Origin of the sequence: Lactiplantibacillus brownii (assembly GCF_031085375.1) — a bacterium.
In the GTDB taxonomy this organism is placed as follows: domain Bacteria; phylum Bacillota; class Bacilli; order Lactobacillales; family Lactobacillaceae; genus Lactiplantibacillus; species Lactiplantibacillus brownii.
Window position 1 is genome coordinate 1,525,347 of the sequence record NZ_JAVCWF010000001.1, and the last position, 18,485, is coordinate 1,543,831.

23 protein-coding genes are annotated in these 18,485 nt (G+C 40.0%); 14 read left to right on the plus strand and 9 right to left on the minus strand.

Translation table 11 applies throughout. The features are described from left to right. Positions 1-22: 22 nt before the first annotated feature. On the plus strand, positions 23-541 hold the full coding sequence (locus RA086_RS07055) for a GNAT family N-acetyltransferase (RefSeq protein ID WP_308703133.1): 519 nt from the start codon (positions 23-25) through the stop codon (positions 539-541). A gap of 85 nt (positions 542-626) precedes the next feature. Here RA086_RS07055 and RA086_RS07060 read toward each other — a convergent pair whose 3' ends face one another. Further along, positions 627-1,052, minus strand: a complete 426-nt coding sequence (locus tag RA086_RS07060; RefSeq protein WP_308703134.1) for a hypothetical protein — start codon at positions 1,050-1,052, stop codon at positions 627-629. Between the two features lie 244 nt (positions 1,053-1,296). On the opposite strand from RA086_RS07060, the gene RA086_RS07065 reads away from it, so the two are divergent. From RA086_RS07065 to RA086_RS07075, 3 genes are all read left to right on the plus strand, one after another. Then, the gene (locus RA086_RS07065; RefSeq protein ID WP_308703135.1) at positions 1,297-2,589 is read left to right on the plus strand and encodes a glycosyltransferase family 2 protein; all 1,293 of its coding nucleotides are present in this window, start codon (positions 1,297-1,299) and stop codon (positions 2,587-2,589) included. A 12-nt stretch (positions 2,590-2,601) separates the two neighbouring features. After that, complete coding sequence (locus RA086_RS07070) at positions 2,602-4,155, plus strand: hypothetical protein (RefSeq protein WP_308703136.1); 1,554 nt, start codon at positions 2,602-2,604, stop codon at positions 4,153-4,155. 191 nt (positions 4,156-4,346) lie between these two features. Then, positions 4,347-4,682: a helix-turn-helix transcriptional regulator gene (locus tag RA086_RS07075; RefSeq protein WP_308703137.1), complete on the plus strand. Its 336-nt coding sequence runs from the start codon at positions 4,347-4,349 to the stop codon at positions 4,680-4,682. 100 nt (positions 4,683-4,782) lie between these two features. Here the strand turns inward: RA086_RS07075 and RA086_RS07080 are convergent, their stop codons facing one another. Next, positions 4,783-5,643, minus strand: a complete 861-nt coding sequence (locus RA086_RS07080) for a LysR family transcriptional regulator (RefSeq protein ID WP_308703138.1) — start codon at positions 5,641-5,643, stop codon at positions 4,783-4,785. A 124-nt stretch (positions 5,644-5,767) separates the two neighbouring features. Here RA086_RS07080 and RA086_RS07085 point away from each other — a divergent pair, with 124 nt between their 5' ends. From RA086_RS07085 to RA086_RS07095, 3 genes are read left to right on the plus strand one after another with little or no spacing between them, the layout of a single operon-like run. Continuing rightward, positions 5,768-6,625 (plus strand): aldo/keto reductase, encoded by an 858-nt coding sequence (locus tag RA086_RS07085; RefSeq protein WP_308703139.1) that lies wholly within the window; start codon positions 5,768-5,770, stop codon positions 6,623-6,625. Between the two features lie 14 nt (positions 6,626-6,639). Next, a complete protein-coding gene (locus tag RA086_RS07090; protein ID WP_308703140.1) occupies positions 6,640-7,287 on the plus strand; it encodes an NAD(P)H-binding protein in 648 nt (215 codons plus the stop codon). 22 nt (positions 7,288-7,309) lie between these two features. Continuing rightward, positions 7,310-8,053, plus strand: a complete 744-nt coding sequence (locus RA086_RS07095; RefSeq protein WP_308703141.1) for an SDR family oxidoreductase — start codon at positions 7,310-7,312, stop codon at positions 8,051-8,053. 185 nt (positions 8,054-8,238) lie between these two features. Here the strand turns inward: RA086_RS07095 and RA086_RS07100 are convergent, their stop codons facing one another. Then, complete coding sequence (locus RA086_RS07100; protein WP_308703142.1) at positions 8,239-8,802, minus strand: TetR/AcrR family transcriptional regulator; 564 nt, start codon at positions 8,800-8,802, stop codon at positions 8,239-8,241. Between the two features lie 12 nt (positions 8,803-8,814). Continuing rightward, positions 8,815-9,705, minus strand: a complete 891-nt coding sequence (locus RA086_RS07105; RefSeq protein ID WP_308703143.1) for an SDR family NAD(P)-dependent oxidoreductase — start codon at positions 9,703-9,705, stop codon at positions 8,815-8,817. Between the two features lie 298 nt (positions 9,706-10,003). Here RA086_RS07105 and RA086_RS07110 point away from each other — a divergent pair, with 298 nt between their 5' ends. Then, entirely contained in the window at positions 10,004-10,630 is a 627-nt protein-coding gene (locus RA086_RS07110) for an IS110 family transposase (protein ID WP_308703144.1), read from the plus strand. Between the two features lie 396 nt (positions 10,631-11,026). On the opposite strand, the gene RA086_RS07115 is transcribed toward RA086_RS07110, so the two are convergent. Next, the gene (locus RA086_RS07115; RefSeq protein ID WP_308703145.1) at positions 11,027-11,953 is read right to left on the minus strand and encodes a bifunctional helix-turn-helix transcriptional regulator/GNAT family N-acetyltransferase; all 927 of its coding nucleotides are present in this window, start codon (positions 11,951-11,953) and stop codon (positions 11,027-11,029) included. A gap of 197 nt (positions 11,954-12,150) precedes the next feature. Here RA086_RS07115 and RA086_RS07120 point away from each other — a divergent pair, with 197 nt between their 5' ends. The 3 genes from RA086_RS07120 to RA086_RS07130 all read left to right on the plus strand — a co-directional run bounded on the left by RA086_RS07120 (position 12,151) and on the right by RA086_RS07130 (position 13,749). Beyond that, the gene (locus RA086_RS07120; protein WP_308703146.1) at positions 12,151-12,282 is read left to right on the plus strand and encodes a hypothetical protein; all 132 of its coding nucleotides are present in this window, start codon (positions 12,151-12,153) and stop codon (positions 12,280-12,282) included. 23 nt (positions 12,283-12,305) lie between these two features. Further along, positions 12,306-13,091: a glucose-1-dehydrogenase gene (locus tag RA086_RS07125; protein ID WP_308704431.1), complete on the plus strand. Its 786-nt coding sequence runs from the start codon at positions 12,306-12,308 to the stop codon at positions 13,089-13,091. 97 nt (positions 13,092-13,188) lie between these two features. Then, complete coding sequence (locus RA086_RS07130) at positions 13,189-13,749, plus strand: flavodoxin family protein (protein WP_308703147.1); 561 nt, start codon at positions 13,189-13,191, stop codon at positions 13,747-13,749. 189 nt (positions 13,750-13,938) lie between these two features. Here the strand turns inward: RA086_RS07130 and RA086_RS07135 are convergent, their stop codons facing one another. From RA086_RS07135 to RA086_RS07145, 3 genes are read right to left on the minus strand one after another with little or no spacing between them, the layout of a single operon-like run. After that, complete coding sequence (locus tag RA086_RS07135; RefSeq protein ID WP_308703148.1) at positions 13,939-14,211, minus strand: hypothetical protein; 273 nt, start codon at positions 14,209-14,211, stop codon at positions 13,939-13,941. Positions 14,212-14,222: 11 nt separating this feature from the next. Then, positions 14,223-15,134: an MFS transporter gene (locus RA086_RS07140; RefSeq protein WP_308703149.1), complete on the minus strand. Its 912-nt coding sequence runs from the start codon at positions 15,132-15,134 to the stop codon at positions 14,223-14,225. Next, positions 15,053-15,280 carry a hypothetical protein gene (locus tag RA086_RS07145; RefSeq protein ID WP_308703150.1) on the minus strand — a complete coding sequence of 76 codons (228 nt, stop codon included), beginning with the start codon at positions 15,278-15,280 and terminating at the stop codon, positions 15,053-15,055. The genes RA086_RS07140 and RA086_RS07145 overlap by 82 nt, the downstream gene beginning before the upstream one ends. A gap of 127 nt (positions 15,281-15,407) precedes the next feature. Between RA086_RS07145 and RA086_RS07150 the strand changes: the two genes are divergently transcribed. The 3 genes from RA086_RS07150 (at position 15,408) to RA086_RS07160 (ending at position 17,921) form a co-directional block, all read left to right on the plus strand. Next, positions 15,408-15,833, plus strand: a complete 426-nt coding sequence (locus RA086_RS07150; RefSeq protein ID WP_308703151.1) for a MarR family winged helix-turn-helix transcriptional regulator — start codon at positions 15,408-15,410, stop codon at positions 15,831-15,833. Between the two features lie 885 nt (positions 15,834-16,718). Further along, positions 16,719-17,573 (plus strand): phage integrase N-terminal SAM-like domain-containing protein, encoded by an 855-nt coding sequence (locus RA086_RS07155; RefSeq protein WP_308703152.1) that lies wholly within the window; start codon positions 16,719-16,721, stop codon positions 17,571-17,573. A gap of 147 nt (positions 17,574-17,720) precedes the next feature. Next, a complete protein-coding gene (locus RA086_RS07160; RefSeq protein WP_308703153.1) occupies positions 17,721-17,921 on the plus strand; it encodes a YozE family protein in 201 nt (66 codons plus the stop codon). A 45-nt stretch (positions 17,922-17,966) separates the two neighbouring features. Here RA086_RS07160 and msrA read toward each other — a convergent pair whose 3' ends face one another. Further along, positions 17,967-18,482, minus strand: coding sequence for a peptide-methionine (S)-S-oxide reductase MsrA (gene msrA / locus RA086_RS07165; protein WP_308703154.1), 516 nt, complete (start codon positions 18,480-18,482; stop codon positions 17,967-17,969). Positions 18,483-18,485 lie beyond the last annotated feature (3 nt).

The window sequence follows — 18,485 nt, forward strand, 5'->3', positions numbered from 1 at the left end:
CAAACTACGAGGAGGAGGTCTATTGTCAAAACCAGTTATTCGTCAACTTACCGTCGAGGATGCCGCAGAATTACAAGCAATTAGCGTGGAAACGTTCAAAGATACTTTTGCAGCTCAAAATACCACTGCTAATATGACCGCTTTCTTAACGTCAGCCTACAATTTACCGAAATTGACGACAGAATTACAACGACCTGGTTCACGATTCTATTTTATTGAAGCTGGCGGTCAAGTGTTAGGCTATTTAAAATTGAATGTCGATCCCGCACAATCGGAAAAAATGGGGCCTGAAAGCTTAGAAATCGAGCGCATTTATATCCGTCCGACTGAAAAACATCGTGGCCTTGGCAGCCAATTCTTAAAATTCGCATTCGACTTAGCCCGTTCAGAAGATAAGACTCAAATTTGGTTGGGCGTATGGGAACATAACGAACCAGCCAAGCGCTTCTATGAAAAATGGGACTTCAAACGCTTTAGTCAGCATGCTTTTGTCATGGGGACTGATCGACAGACGGATTTCTTGATGAAACGCGCACTCTAACAAACCAAAATAAGTGAACCTAACCTAAGATCAGCGACGCAAACCTAAATGGGGCTTACGTTGCTGATCTTAGGTTTTTTAAGGCTTAGGGATGATTCTGTCGCCAGTAAAGCTGACCAACAAAACTAAGTAATACAAGAAGTAGTCCGAGGTCAAGAAGGAGCCAAATGATGGTGAAAAGCGGGGCCGTCATAAAGAGATTTGCCAGGACCAACCAGTTCGCGATAACCGTCCAACAACTCAAAGCTGAACGTGGGGTCGGTTGCCACCGCGGTAAGGTCGTACTGATTGGATTCTGTGACCAATAAGTTAGGATTAGTCCCAATAGTGGCAACAAACCACTAATACTCATGGCAATGACTAGGTCTTGTCCTGCGAGCCCATTCCAAGCATCACTGCCGAATAGCCCAAAATGGACCGGAACCGGAAGTCGTAACCCGGTTCGTGTTAAATAGACGAAAATTGGTTGAACGATTAATAAGGTCAGCCAGAACCACCGAAACTTTTTCACATGATCATCACCTTAAAGGATTAATTTTCACCAGTATAGTCATCCGCGACCACTCAAGTCATCAATAAGGCGTAAACTTCATGTAAAGAATCCGTATGGCTTTAATTGAAAATCATAATACAAACAATTTAATTAGTTCACTATGCTTTCACCGCGAATCGATAGGGTTCCCTACTGTACTTCGTTATAATACAGGGTAGTTATCATTAATACATTTATAATGGCAGGGGATTCAGGGGGAGTTATGATGTTAATTTTAGGTCAAATTGCGATCACCATTTCAAGTTTGTTCTACGGATACTTCTTGTTAAATATTTTACTGATCAATCATTATCGTGAACCGATTCGACCAGTTCACAAGGGGTCCCAACCATTTCGATTATATTTGGTGATTCCAGTCTTAAATGAAGCTAACGTTATCACGACGACGATCAACCGTTTGTCAGGAGAGTTGGCAAAATTGCCCAATAGCATTGAGGCCCAAATAATTGCGGTGGACGATAACTCACATGATCATAGTTTGTCAGCGTTAGCGACTTCTCAATCACCATTCTTACAAATCCTACACCGTGCTGGCAACGATCAGCAGGGTAAAGGAGCGGTAATCAATACGGCGATTCACTATTTGCAGCATACGTTAGCCCGACGTGCTTCACCACAAACGACCATTATTGGTGTTTTAGATGCGGACGCGTTTATGAGTTGTCACGATTTAACTGAAGTGGTGGCTAATTTCGAAACTGATGCTAAACTGGCGATGCTCCAAACCGGTGTCAGCATTAATAATCAAGTCAACTGGTTGACTCGCATGCAAAACTTTGAATTTATGTGTGTTAATAGTGCCACCCAGCAGTTGCGTAATCGTCTTGGTCAGGGCATTGCTTCGGGAAATGGCCAATTTGTCCGACTATCATTGGCTCAAAATAATGTCTGGGGCGATAGTTTGCTAGAAGATTTGGAATACACCTTACGAACTTGGTTATTAGGTGGGGAAGTGCGATTCACACACACCATCGTGGTGCAACAAGAAGGTGTGACCAAATTGCGGCCATTTTATCGGCAACGGGTGCGGTGGTGTCAGGGGGCTATCCAGTGTATGCATTATCTGCCTTCACTTTGGCATTCACAGTTCGTCAATAACTTTCAAAAATTTGATACGACCTTTTGGATTATGATGCCACTAACGGGCTGTCTTGTCCCAATCTCAAGTCTAGTGGCGCTGATTACCCTGATCAGCCGTAGTCTGAATAATTGGGGTGGCGGGTGGCACCACTTAGCTTTGACTCTTGTGATTATCATTGCCATTTTAAGTTGCGTCTTATTTACTAATTTATATGAACGAAATACAGTCGATGCCCATTTACCATTCAAATCCTGGGCGACATTAGGCAATAGTTTTAGTTTTCAAGTTTATTTACTCATTATTGGTTTAACCCCCTACGCTGCACTAGTTCGGCAACTTCTAGGGAAAACGAACTGGACGAAGACGCGCCATGGTACCGGAAAATTTGATCCCAGTTTGAAGCAGTCGTATTAGGGAGGAATCCACATGTGCAAACGACGTCTCACACAAGTGGTTCAAGCCATCACATTACTGATTGCGATTGGACTCATTGGCAGTGCAATGGTTGCAACGGCAGCAGGGACTTGGACTCAGAATACCGGTTTAGAAGTTAATTTGAGTTTACTCTGGGCAATCTTAACCTTAATTGCAATCGTTGCCAGTATCGTTTTTTTGACGATTTGGTTGAGTCAACGTGGCGCCAGTCGTTTAATTTGGGTTTTTGGTGGACTAAATCTCTTGAAAGTGCCCTTATTACTTGTCTTTAAAATTAAACCAACGTCAGATTTTTGGAATTATCATGCGCTGGCGGCTTTTAGTGCGCAAGGATTAACTTGGAAACAACTCTTTACTGACGGTTCAATCGGAAATTATGCGATTTTCCCGCATGCCATTAATATTGCTAATCTTTTCAGTGTCGGCGCAGCATTTGGGGGTTCAGCCTTCATTGTCAGCCAACTGATTAACATTACTTGTACCTTGTTGGATATGTTATTGCTCTATTGGCTGGTGGCCCGCTGGTTTTCTCGACCAATGGGAATTGCTGCGGGGCTGATCTTTTATTGGATTCCGGCTTATTGGCTCTACAGCACGTTTTTAAATGGCGCCGAACCAGCTTTTTTGACCTTTATGCTTATCGCAATGTTAGCACTGACAAATTTAGTCCGACCATTAACCACCGCAACGCCAAACGACGGCTGGGCCAATTTAATCATTGCAATTCTAGCTTGTTTTGCGGCCAATATGTTGCGACCGATTATGTCCGTTTGGCTAATTGTTTTAGTGCTTATCGGGATTAGCTGGTGGTTGACTAATCAGAAGCTCACTCGCCATATTGTGCGGCAGCTAGGGTTGTTCATGGGAATTATCGTTGTACTGATGGCCAGCTCATCAATGATTTATAATTGGTTATACGGCTTCCAAGTGGCACCGACACGCGTCAGCAGTGCTTACAGTTTGGCAACAGGGACTAATCCACAAACATCCGGTCAGTATAACGCTGACTTGATGGCCAAAGTCTCACATGAATTAAAAGCTGAACCAGTTACCGCCAAGGCTTATGCAACGGTTGCCAGCGAGATGCAAGCAACCACGCAACGAAATATCCAAGAATTGACACAAAAAAAGCAGTGGGGCAACTTTTTAGTCCAAAAATCACAAAATTTAATGGCCGAAAACTATGGTTATAATTGGATTCTGTATAATTTAGACAATGCTCAGCCGTATCAAGCCAGAATACACTGGTGGCAACGGTTTCAGAGCCCCCTGAATTGGTTAGCGGTGAGTTACTTTGAAGGCTTGATGGGGTTAGCTTTGATCAGTTGTGGTCTCGGTTTATGGGTTTTGATTCGTCGTTACGCGGTCTATTTAAACCATTATTTCTTTTATAGCGCCTTACTTTTAGATGGTTTCATCGTCAGCAGTATGCTTGTTGAAGTTCAAGGGCGTTATCATATTGTGCTATATCTACCGCTAACCCTGCTGATACTCTGTGGTTGGCAGACAGGCCATGATCATATTTGTCGGGTGAAGTCGGAGTGATCAGTCAGTATGATGTAGGGTTATGAGTCAGTTCATTAATCTTTTGGAGAATAAAGATAACTGCTATGATAAGGGAAGGCATATCTCACTACTCGGAGTTTTGTGGCTAAATAAAAGTTAGGGCGTAAGAGCATATGTGAACAGCTTTCTATTGAGCAGTCAGGAATCGTGACCATAAGGAGTTAAACACTATGTTGCATCGTGACCATAAAATTCGGCAATATCACATCAGTTCGGCCGCTAATCTCATTAAAGAAACCATGGAATTTTATCAGATTACCCAAGTTGATTTGGCTGATCGACTAGGTGTTAGTCAAAAAAACATATCCGATATTCTCAAACGTAAACGATTTATTAATGAAGTCTTGGCTTTGAGAATTGAAACTGTGATGGGAATTTCTAGTCAGTTATTGTTGAACCTAGATGCAAATTTTAAATTGCATTTAGCTAAGAGAGCTGCTGAGAAACCTGTATCACAGCATAAATCAGATAAATTTCTCAAGCGATATGATTGGGTAACGGCCTGACAGTTTCATCGTCGGGTAAATCACTTAATTAAATTACCCTAAAAAACGAGCCCCAATGGATGAAAATGTCAATTCCATTGGGGCTCGTTTAAGCTATTTTTCACGACCAAGATTGTGATAGCAATTTTATTAATGGCGAGACTTTAGATTTTTGGGTCTTTAAATAAGAAACGTAAAAGTCCATAGAACTAGCCTCATCACTGATAGGGATTCTTACCCGATCATCATCTTGACTAGGAAGATGATGGCCAGTTCCTGAAATATCGGTGCTGAAATATGGAAAAGTAGAATACTGGGTTATTTCGGTAAAAGAATCGTATTCATCTTGATATAAAAATTTAGCGTCAGGAATATTATCTTGAATAAGCTGTTTCCAAGCGCCAATATCATTAATCACAACAAAGCTCATTCCTTTTAGCTCCGCAAAGGTCACAGAGGTTTTGTTGGCAAGATAGGTGAATTTGTCTAAATTGACCGATAATTTTTCATTACCAATGAATCGTGATTCAATCGAATCAGTCATGATTTCTTGATTAGTGAAAATCATGGCATAACTACGCTCTTCTAAACTTGAACTCACGGTTTCAGGATCTAATAGCTCATTATTAATGACGACATTACTAGGGATAGCGTCCAGTGACTGTAACAAAATTAGCGGGCCGGGAGCGACTGCTCCAACTTTTATCGTCGTATGACTTGCCTCGTAAGCCTGAATCATCTTAATAAAATTTTGATTCTGATTCAAAACTTTTTGAGCTTCCTTTGCCGCCAAAATGCCAGTTTTTGTCAAAAAAATATGATTAGGCTGACGGTCAAAGATCTTAACATTGAGTTCTTCTTCAAGTTTTTGCATTCCACGGGTTACAGTTGGTTGAGTCACCATCAATTCTTTTGCAGTGGCGGCCAAGGTTCCATGTTTACTAAAACTAACTAGTTCTTCAAGCAAGTAATTATCAATCATTAGATCACCTCATGATGAAGCTATACGTCCAACGTATAGTAGCATACTTATTCAGTAATTTTCAAGTGACCCGTATCAACATATAATGAACTCATGAATTAAGTAAGCAAAGAGGTCAATAAATATGGGTACAGTTAAGCTGAATAATGGGATTGAAATGCCCCAATTAGGATTTGGGGTCTTTCAGATAACAGATTTAAAACAGTGCGAACAAGCAGTCATCGATGCCCTTGATGCCGGATACCGGTTGATTGATACAGCAGCGGCTTATCAAAATGAATCAGCTGTTGGGCGTGCAATTAAACGTCGTGGCATTGACCGCAAAGAACTCTTCATTACATCAAAGCTTTGGGTCTCTGATGCTAACTATGAACGAGCCAAGAAAGGTATTGAAACATCTCTTAATAATCTTGGTGTTGACTACCTAGATTTGTACTTATTGCACCAACCTTATGGCGATATTGCTGGCGCTTGGCGCGCGTTAGAAGAAGCTTACACTGCTGGGAAAATTCGTGCAATCGGTGTTTCTAATTTTTACACTGATCAATTGAAAAAATTAGAATTATTAAGTGATATTAAACCGGTAATCAACCAGATTGAAGTTAATCCGTGGTGTCAGCAGAACTCAGCAGTTGATTTTGCACGAAGCGAAGACATCCAGATTGAAGCGTGGGCGCCTTTCGCTGAAGGTAAGCATGATATTTTTACGAACGCTACGATTAAAAAGATTGCTGACAAATATAACAAATCCAATGCTCAAGTTACTTTAAGATGGCTCCTCCAACGAGGAATTGTTGTTATTCCTAAGTCAGTACACAAAAATCGGATTGAGGAAAATAGCGATGTTTTTGATTTCGAATTAACAAATACTGAAATGGCGTTTATGAACGAACTTGATACCGGTAAAAGCCAATTCTTTGATCATCGTGATCCAGTAGCAATTGAACAAATATTTGGGACAAGTTTAGCACAATTAAAATAATAGGAGTGACAAAGATGAAAAAAGTATTAGTATTAGGTGCAAACGGACAAATTGCTAGAATCGTTGAAGACAGAATTTTGAGTGAACAACCAGATGTTAAATTGACACTATTCTTGCGTCATAGCAGTCGTTTATCCGGATTAAGTTCAAACAAGAACGTTACCCTGATTGATGGTGACGTAACGGATTATGAAACCGTTAATAAGGCTATGCAGGACCAAGACATGGTTTATATCGCTTTTGTTGATCACGATGGCAACAATACGATGACTAAGAATGTCGTTAAAGCTATGAAAGAAAACAAGGTTGAACGTGTGATTGAATCAAGTTTGTTAGGCCTATATAACGAAGTTCCTGGTGAATATGGTCATTGGAACTACAGCATGGTTAAGGGTGGTTTGGACGCTGCTATTAACGCTGACAAGTTGCTTGAGGAATCAGGCTTAACGTATACAACCTTGCGTTTCCCATGGTTGAATGACCGTGATGAAGTTAAGTATGAAATTACCCACAAGAATGAACAATATCTTGGCGTTTCTGGTTCTCGTCAAAGTATGGCCGACGTCATTGTTAAGATCATTGCTGACCCAGGCTATTTGAAGAACGATTCAGTTGGTATCGCTGATGCTGAGACACAAGGTAAAAACAGACCTGTATATTAAGAAAAAGGAGATTATTTTTATTATGAGTGAATCAAAAGTTGTTGTCATTACCGGAGCTTCTAGTGGGATTGGTGAAGCTACTGCCAAATTATTGGCAAAAGATGGTGCTAAATTAGTTTTGGGTGCACGTCGTGAAAATAGATTGAAAGATATTGCTGATTCCATTGAAAAATTAGGTGGGGAAGCAACATACCAATCAACTGATGTTACAGATGATGACCAAGTGGAATCTCTTGCTAAATTAGCGATTGATAAATTTGGTCGGATCGATGTCTGGTTGAATAATGCTGGTATTATGCCACAATCAGTTCTTTCAGAGAAGAAGATCAATGACTGGAATAATATGATCGATATCAATATTAAAGGAACATTGTACGGAATTGGAGCTGCTATTCCTTACATGGATAAGCAAAAGTCTGGTCACATTATCAATGTTTCTTCAGTTGCTGGTCATACGGCGCATCAAGGCAGTGCAGTTTATTCCGCAACAAAATTTGCGGTTCGAGCTATTAGTGAATCATTGCGTCAAGAAATGGTCGATGCTAAAAATAATGTTCGAGTAACCGTTATTTCACCGGGTGCCATCAATACAGAATTATTGAGCTCTGTAACAGATCCAGAAGTTAAAGCTAATATGGAAAAGTTCTATGAATCATTTGGTATTCCGGTTGATAGAGTAGCTTTAACTATCAAAGAAGCCATTGATATGCCAGCTGATGCAGCTTGGAATGAAGTGATTATTCGTCCGACTAATCAATTGGGATAGAAAAGTACATACAAGATTTGCTGCTCTTTATCAAAAGACAAGTTAAATAAATGAAATTTTAGACAACCATCTGTGTATGGTTGCCTATTTTTTTGATTTTCTTCGGTTGTTACAATAATGGCAAATAATCCGATTATATAAAAAAAGACTTAATCATCATCCAATTGGACATGATTAGGTCTAATTTATTTTTTCAAAGTTTTAACAACCAATTGTATCGTTTGATTAATTTCCTCCTCATTTGCATCATCCACAGTTTGAAGTAACAACGATGGTACACTACAAAAAGCCGACAGTACTGCCTGAGGGGCGTCAATAAAATCAGAATCTGCCTGAATTTTTTTATAAAGTATCAACAGTGACGCTGTCTCTTGCTCACCAAATTTTCGGGCCTGTTCATCTAATAATTCCTGGTTAGTCCATAATGCAGACACAAAATGTGATTCTTTAGGAAATTTTTTAGCTTGTATGATCGTGAAAGTTAACATAGCTATTAACTGAGCTGTTAAATCAGTCCCTGACTTTTTTATTTCTGCTGTTAAACCAGAATGCAATTCATTTTTAACGGCTTCATATAAACGGCTTAGCAAATCAGTTTTATCTGTGTAATACCAATATATAGTTGCCGGACTGACTCCCGCTTTTTTCGCAACCTTGGCTGTTGTTAAATTAGTAAAGCCATCTGCTTGACTGAGTTCAATTACAGCATCACGAATAGCTTTTACTTTCTTTTCATCTCTTGTTCTCATTGTATATCTCCATTAAATTATTGAATCTTCATTTAACCATGGCTTTAGTTTTAACATGTAATAGTCCCAAACAGTTTTTTCTTTTTCAGTGTTCCACTGTTTAGCATAAGGCTTTATCTGTTGCTTTTTATTATTGAAAAATTTGCCTGTAATATCTTTCACAGCCTGCGAATCAGCCAAATAAACATTGGTAACAGCACCTTTTTTAGGATCAAGTTTTAATAACTTAGCTATTTTTAGAGAAGATTTATAAATAAAATCGTTGAACCAACCATTATCACTATTTTGACCAAAGTTGGTAGCAACAGCACCAGGATGGGAGACGTTGACTGTTACATTCTCAATGCCATTTTTTTGTAGCAGCATGGCCAAATGTTGTGTATTCCAAATTACGAATAGTTTAGCAATCCCATAGCGAGCTTGTCCAGATGCAACTTTCTCCAAATTTAAATCACTCATATCCGGTTTGGCTAGACGATAGGTTCCTGAAGACATATTTATAATACGGCCATCTTGAGACCGACGTAATTTTGGAAGTAACAGTTGCGTTAACAATAATGGTGCTATCACGTTTAAGGCAAGCGTTCCATCAAAGCCATTTTCCGTTACGAAACGTTTATCATCCAAAACCGCTCCGGCATTGTTTATCAAAACATCTAAATGATCATATTTCTGACCAAATTGTGCAACCATCTCCACAATAGCTTTCATGGAGAATAAATCAGCAATCAAATAATCAACATTTTGATTACCAGTTTCTTGTTTAATTTCACTGACTACACGTTTAGCCTTTTTTTCATTTCTACCATGAATAATGATGTGATGGCCTTTTTGAGCCAATTCATTTGCGGTGATTTTGCCGATACCATCAGTAGCTCCAGTAATCATAATTAATTTCTGCATGTTTTAACTTCCTTCAAAGGTTATTTATGTATTATTCATTTTTTAATACTAACTGATTAGTCAGTTATAATCAAGCCGAAACTTATCAAAATTAATTAAAAGAATCAGAATGAATTGCAAGTGCCCCACGACTGTTTAAGAATCATGGGGCACTTCAACACACCGGGTCTTACAGTTAACTTTCGCAACATTCGGTAACTCTAAAGGCGGATTCAGTTTTGACAACAAGATTACTTGGAAGCTACTGGCACTCTTTCCCCATGCTCAAATAGTCCGGGAATTTACAGATCTGAATGTCTTGCAGAATAATATCTTAGCGGCACATTTTAAGAGTGTTGGTCCAAAACGAGCTCATGAATATGCTCATAAACTTTGGAAACTAGCCGCAAAAAATGGTGATGGCGTTCCCATTACGTCAGATAACACACGTCAAATCAAGAATTTGGCAGAACAGGTTCTTGACCTAATGGGGCAGGAAGAAGAACAAATTCAGCGAATGATTGAACTTGGAAATAATTTATCCGAATATACGCTTCTCCAAACTATCCCCGGAATCGGTGCTAGTACCGCTATTCGACTAATCAGTGAGTTAGGTGATGTTCGACGTTTCAAGACGCGACAGCAACTCAATAGCTTCATTGGAATTGACCTGACGGAAATGGACTCGGGTGATCACCAATCAGCACGGCATATCACCAAACACGGTAATCCTCACGCTAGACGGATCCTATATTGGACAGTGGTTCTCATGATAAATTTCAAAATGGCAGACAATCATATTAGAGATGGGTATCAAAAAAGACGAGGAGACGGCCCCCAAAAGCCACTCATCGTCAAAGAAATTGATCATCTCATTAAGACAATCCTTTATCTCATAAAAACGAATCAACCTTACTCGTATGAGCTAGCCCCTCAACGTAAGTAAGTCCTCGTTACAATTAAAGCATACCAGCCTTGGGAAAAAATTCATACCCTCAAGGCTTATTTAAGTGCACCTCAGGGTCTCACTCTTTGAGGTATTTTAACTATAATCTCTGTTCAAACCTTTGGACAATGTACAAAAGTAGTCAAATCAAGACCACCTTGAACAAGTAAAACCTAATTTATCACCATTTCCATTGACAAGGCGTAGAAAAGATTGAAAGAGAAAAGTAGGCATACGGCCATGGTATTAAAGGTATAAATTCCACTTAAAAACACCGAAGATTTAACCACATATTCATCTACTTTTCATATGATTTTAAATCTTTCGATACGCTTCTTTTGTATAAAATGAAACACATGCGACGCCTTGACCAATCACTTTGTCACTGTGATGCGGTCAGCTGTTGTATTGACGTCCAGTTCCTGGGGTATAATCCCAGCGTTCTTCCATGATTGTATTGTCTTTCCATTCGTGATTGGGTTTGGTTTCGGCGCGATGGAAGCCATTGCGCGCATAGATACTTCTGGCTGCCTCTAATTCACTGACCGTCCAGAGATACATTTGAGAAATATCATGAAGCTTAGCGTAATCAACTAGTGTGGTGATAAGTTGCTTACCAAGGCCATGGCCTTGATAAGCGGGATCAACAACGAACCAGCGTACTTGCCAAGTGCCATCGGTTGACTCGACTAGACTGACTGTCCCGGCCCGAGTCCCATCTACTGTTGCAGTGAAGGTGACGCCGCCAAGTTCTGACTGGGTGTATTTGGCTAATGATTCTAGGACATAATATTGAAAAATGGCGTGATAGTGGCGAGCCGTGTAAACACGTGCATGAAGATCGGCGATATAGCCAATATCCGACAGGCCAGTAGTTTCGATTTTAACATTGTGTTCATTAGTGAGCGTGTTTTTTATGATTTGCATCGACTTGCTCATTCTACCCAATTGTTGAGGACTATAGGGTGAGACGAAATCATTTAGGCCACTTTGAACTGTACGTACCTGCTTGTCCTGTAATTGTTCACCCAGGGTGGTTAAGCTGATCAATATGGAACGTTTGTCTTTAGGATTGATTGAACGTTGGATAATGTCCTGCTTTTCCATTTTTGTGAGTATTTTGCTCAATTGACTTTTATTTAAGTTTAGTTTTTCACTGATGTCGTTGGGATTGATGACACCTGCGGTTTTTATCGTGGTTACAACGCGGTCCTCAACCAGTGAGAATGGATCTCCGTATAGATGTCGGTCAAATCCCGATAACAGATTTGAGTAATAGCGATTAAAACTACGAAATTTTGTGATGAAATGATTTGGTGTCATGTAGCGCCTCCAATTAGTTTGCTGTGCAAAATATAAATATATAGTAATGCAAAATGTTTGCAATGTCAACAATATCTAAGAAAATGTACCTGACGTTAGTAGTACCAAAGACTTAGTCTGAATTTTAATTTTTATGTTTTAGTTATATATTTTTAAAGTTTCCTTTAAGTGGCCGTGGTCGCTTAGAGAGAACTTTTTTGTTTGCAGAACAACATCCAAAAATTTCGATGCTTTTTCTACATGAAAAGAAGAGTCACCGCGAATTAACGTTGACTATCATCGGCTTAGTTTTAATCGTCGGTGGCGCAATCATTACAACAATCTTTTAAAAACCAAATTGGAGGAATTTATGATGTATGAAGATCTTAAAAACAGAGTGGCAGTAATTACAGGCGGTTCAAAGGGAATCGGCACCGCAATTTCAGAACGGTTTGGTCAAAAACACATGTCAGTGGTTATTAATTACAATAGTGATGCTACGGGTGCACAGGCGGCCGCTGACAAAGTTGAACAAAATGGTGGCAAGGCGGTTATCGTTCAAGCAAACGTGGCCACAGAAGAAGGCAATAACGCGTTACTAAAAGCTGCGGTCGATAACTTCGGTGACTTGGATGTTTGGGTCAACAATGCTGGTATGGAAATCAAATCACCGACCCATGAATTATCACTAGAAGATTGGAATCGGGTTATTTCAATTGATCAAACCGGTGTGTTCTTAGGGGCAAAGACCGCTTTGAACTACTTTAAAGAACATGGTAAAAAGGGCAATATCATCAATATGTCATCCGTTCATGAACAGATCCCATGGCCAACGTTCTCAAGTTATGCGGCTGCTAAGGGCGGCGTAAAGATGTTTACGAAGACGATTGCCATGGAATATGCCAAAGACGGTGTACGGGTCAATGCAATTGGACCTGGAGCCATCAACACGCCAATCAACGCGAAGAAGTTTGCGGACAAAGAACAATATGACCAAACCGTTTCAATGGTTCCCATGGACAGAATTGGTAAACCTGAGGAAGTAGCTGCCGGAGCCGCTTGGTTAGCATCAGATGAATCAAGTTATGTGACTGGTATTACCTTATTCATCGATGGTGGAATGACATTGTACCCAGCATTCATGAATGGTCAAGGCTAATTGAATTAATTGGAGGATAGGAAATTGAACAATAAATTTCAAAATGCAACGATCGCCGGACAAACAATCACGGCTTATCAATTAGGAAAATCTAATTTTGAATGGCGCTGGAACGACTTCTGATGGAATGGATACGAATAAGAATCATCAGCCGATTAGAAGGTTAACCAATTCGGCTGAAAGTATCATTATTTACTTTTCAAGATCAGGCAGTACGGAATTATTAGCCAGCAAGATTGAAAATAAAACTAATGCTGATATTTTGGAAATTACTGTGCAAGAACCTTATCCAAGTAATTATCCTAAGACCTTGGCACGGGCAAATGCTGAACGCGAGCGTCAGGATTATCCAGAACTAAATATGGCGTTGCCTAACCTGGACCAATACAAAACGGTTTACTTAGGCTATCCAGTTTGGGCCATGACACTGTCGCATCCAATGCACTCGTTTTTAAATACTTATGGTCGGCAATTATCTGATAAAATGATTGCCCCGTTCATGAGTGAAGGCGGCTATGGCCAAGGCGACAGTGTTCAAGTGGTGAAAGAGAGTCTTAGCCAACGAGGCGCAGTAAATAACCGTTTTACATCGGCCTTAGTAGTCGATGGTAATCAGGTTGACCACGTTGATAAACAGGTTAATGACTGGCTCAGGTAATGATCAGTTAACAAGGGGGTAGCGACTGAAGTATATTTAGTAAAGCCAGGTTCAAGACACATTTTAGGTTTGGACCGATCCGCTCAGCAAAATATATATTAAAGGCCCGGTGAATTTAAAATTCGTCGGGCCTTTTGTAACCGATAAACTCGGCAGGGGACCAAAGAAGAGTTATTTTAAGCTACTCATTTACTGGGTTTGAGCATCAAAGCAATCAGAAAGCGAATGAGGCCAAGACCAATAATGCTGGCAAAAAAAGGCCCGGGCACCAATGAATGGAGAACTAGTACTGAAAATCGTTTGAATAACGACTAATAGTCCCGTTCCAATGGAGCCGCCAACCTGACGAAACGTCTTGACCATGGCAGTACCATGCTTTAATAGCGTTGGTGGTAAGACATTTAAGGCTTCCGTTGTTAAGGGCGTCATGACCAAAGAATTTCCAATCATTTTTAAAATCAAACAGAGCGCCATCATAATGAGGGAAGTGTGCACCGTGAGAAATAGGAAGGGAACATAGAAAGTGCAACCGTCAGGCTACCGATAAGCCCCAATATTTTCCCACCGACACGGTCATATAATTTACCCGCGATTAATGACGTTAAGCCGCTAGCAAGCGCACCAGGCAGAAGTACGAATGCCGACGTCAGGGCGGTATGATGCATGGCCGACTGGATTAAGGTTGGAATAACTGCTTGTGGCCCAATTAAGGTGATAAATGATAGTACAACTAAGATGAGTGACAATGAAAATTGACGATTCTTAAAAACACGAAAGTCCAGCATCGGCTTAGGCAACTTTAATTGCCGAAAAATGAAGACGACAATAAATATTAAGCCTGCAATTATCGCGATAAGCCCTAACTGTTTATTTTGAGTAAGGCTTCCAGTACCATAAAGTAACAGGCCAAATCCGAGGGTCGAATAACTGACTGAACGAATATCGAGTTTAGCTTCGGGGTTAGGATTACCAACGTTTTGCATGCCCACGATAGTCGCAATAATTAATCCAATACCGATTGGAAGAACTAACCAAAATAAGAAACGCCACGACAATTTGTTAATAATAAACCCAGCGATAGTCGGCCCAATCAACGGTGCAAAGCCCGTTGTAAGGCCGATGATCCCCATGACAGTGCCATGCTGCGCCTTTTTAACGATCGTAAACATGACGACCTGCATTAGGGGAATGATAATGCCGACACCGATTGCTTGGATGAGTCGTGAAATTAATAGCATGCTGAAATTGACGGATAGTGCTGACAGCAATGTTCCAAGGGTAAAGGACCCAAGCGCAAATAGCGTTAGTTGCCGCGTTGTAAAGCGCCCAATGAGAAACGCGGTAACGGGGATCCACTTACCAGCATATAGGCAGTCGTCAGCCATTGGACGGTACTGTTGCTAACCTTAAAAGTCGTCATAATGCTAGGAAACGCGGTAAATAGTAAAGTCTGATTTAAAATCGAGATGAATGCACCTAACATAAATATAACGAGAATCGTTTTAACGTGATATGGTTTGGTGACTGCCATCGGTAAGCCTCCTAAGATTAATCATTCAAGTTGTAATTACAACCTGAACACGAAAAAAGGTTACACCACTTGATTTTAGAAGTCAATTAAACTACATTTTAATTACAACATGAAGGAGTGGTGTCCAATGTCTCAGCAGCACCCAGTCACAACTGCAGAACTAATTTATCAAGTCGGCCAATTGGAAGGTAAAATCATTCAGCAAAGACTCACCGATATTGGCATTAGAATGGATCATGCGCGTTTATTGCATTACGTAAGCGACGTGCCGGGAACTAATCAGGTCGATCTGGCTAAGTATTTAAATGTCCAACCAGCTACGCTAACTAATATGATTAAAAAACTTGAGCAGCAAAATTTAATCATTCGCCGGATTAGTCCGACTGACTCACATATGAAACAGATCTTCTTATTACCTAAAGGCGAAGTGGCCGCACGTAAGATCAACGACGTTTTCAACCAATTGAATCAAATCGTTGCGTCGGTCGATTTGAAGAACCCAGAACAATTTCAACAACTAGTAAAGTTACTAGAGCTTAAATATCAGGAGTAAAATCTAACACGATCAGCGTTTATAGAATCAGCGGCGCTTTAGTCACGATTGCTAGTTTAAATCACAGCACTAGTTATGGCCGCAGCATGAGTTCCACAGACTAAGCAACACAGATTGATGCATAGACGTCTGTAATAGTTTAAAAGTTAATCCAGCAGATGCTTTACAGACAAAGATTCATAATTGCAGCTGAATTTAATCCTAAATCAGCCATGATCTAGTCAATTTTATTTTGGCTATCAATTCAAATAGCTCATATATAAAATGACAGATTCAAAACTCTGATTTTATTTTGAATTATATTTGTTCAGACTGCAGCAGAATAAACTGCATTTAAGGCAATAAAACCAGTTTTTAGGGTTATCGGCAATTAAGTAGTAGATTCTGAGAGGGGGACCTTTTTTAATATATTCTAGTTTACATAATATATATTATACGAAGTATAGGTTGGAATTAAAATACTCCCCCACGGTCAAATTTGGACCCCCTCAGGTCTTTTTTTGCCTTTTTGACTAATTCGTGCTGATTTGTCTTATCGTCAACAATGATTAAATATTTTCTAATACCAATTTGTTGTCGGATAATTCTGCTGCTATTATTTTTTCGCTGAAGAATCATTGAGCTTAAAAAATCATTTCAGTTAGAATTAGATTTTTAGTTTTAGTAAATCATAAATTAGTATAAATTCCAGTAAATTCGAATTTAGCTTCAATTGCAATTATCAGGCTTGATTTGAGTTCACGTCTCGTGATCACTTATCCGTTTAATTGTTGAACTGGTCCTTAGAATGCGTCTCTCAGCATCCGTTCTAATGGCTTGTTTTGATTTTGGTTTTGTGTTTTAGTTATAGTAACAGATTATAATTAGAAAAGATGTGTAACCTACATGACGAGTCAATTTCCTTATAAAAAAAGCTTTGTGCAGCAATTACAAGCTGATGGCAAGCAACCTCAAACGATTAATCAATATCAGCTGACCCTGGCTGACTTCTTTCAATATGAGCAACATTTTAATCCCACATATCATGCCAGCGGCTTAATTGCTGACATTACCGAAAATGATATTAAGGCCTACTTAGCCATGCTCAGAGACCGAAGAGAATTTAAAACAAGCACGATCAATAAAAGTTTATCCAATTTGAATGGCTATTTTAGTTTTTTATTTGCGTACCGAACGATCACCACATTGCCCACATTTGCGATCAAAGGCCAACCCGTTGGCGCTGAGCAGCCAGTTGATGATTGGCCAGTTCAATTACCAGACTTGCTGACAAATGCCGATCTACACGTCTATACACGGGCATTCTTGCTGTTTACTTGTAAAAGCTACACTGCAAGTGAAATACTGGCACCAAATTTTTATCAGCAACTTAATCATCTCACTTTCAGCACAAACGAACAAGTGTTCTTAACTACTTTTAGTGATTTTTTAGTCCCGTTACAAAGCGAGTTTGACACCAAAGATCTCTTTTTAAAACAGCGTAAACGTGGTGATGACCCACATCTTAGCTTGGCAGCGCTGCATAAGTATCTAACCGGTGACAGTCAGCGGGCTGGGCTACCTTTGACACCAGTTTTATTGCGACAAAGTTTTGTCCTTTGGTTCTTACGTGAACATCGAGCGACTGATTTAGCCAGCGTGATGCACGACTTACGTTTGGACCTAACCAGTTTAGGTTACTATCAAAACTTACTTCGGAAACAAGATCTGCAACGACTTCGAGCAAATAAATTATCATAGACTATTACAATTTATTTACATCAATTTACATGCAAGTCACAATTTTTACGTTTAATTTGCAAATTAATTAAGCTAGTCCTAATCCCTGTACATCCCAATTAATTGCCGTTAAACTGAGATTATCAAGTATTGAGAGGATGATTGAAGATGACATTTTACCGCTGGTTAGAGCCATTCATCGATCAACATGGGCCATTTAATTCGGCAGCTTGCTATGCTCACTCCGACTTTGATTTTCCAATGACTAGTGACATCACCGAATTATCCGATTATATTACTTATTTGAATATTCGTGAGTCCGTAAAAAATTCATTTTATTCGGCATTAGAAGCCTACCAAGCAGCATAAAAAATCACCTCAGCTAGTTGACATAATTAGTTGAGGTGATTTTTGTTAGGCTTGCCATTTTTCTTTAATGAACTTGCTACGGCCACCCATTTCTTCAATTTGATAACGTAATGGGTTCCGGCGATAAAAGTCTTGATGCTCAGCTTCAGCTGGGTAAAATGGTTGCGTCGTTTCAATCTGAGTCACAATTGGTGCCTCGAAGCGGCCACTGGCTGCCAGTTTAGCCTTAGAGTCCGTCGCTATTTTACGTTCGGCGTCATTAGAAACAAAGATTACGGGTCGATACGAGTCACCGCGGTCTTGAAATTGGCCCATGGCATCAGTTGGATCAGTCTGACGCCAATAGATTTCAACTAACGCCGCATACGTGATCACGGTCGGATCATAAGTAATTTCAACCGCTTCCGTGTGGCCGGTCATATGACTAGCCACTTGCTCGTAAGTTGGATTAGGCACCGTACCGCCGGTGTATCCCGAAACGACCTTTTCAATTCCTGGTAAGCTGTCAAATGGCTTCACCATGCACCAGAAACAACCACCTGCAAAAATTGCCTTTGCCATTCT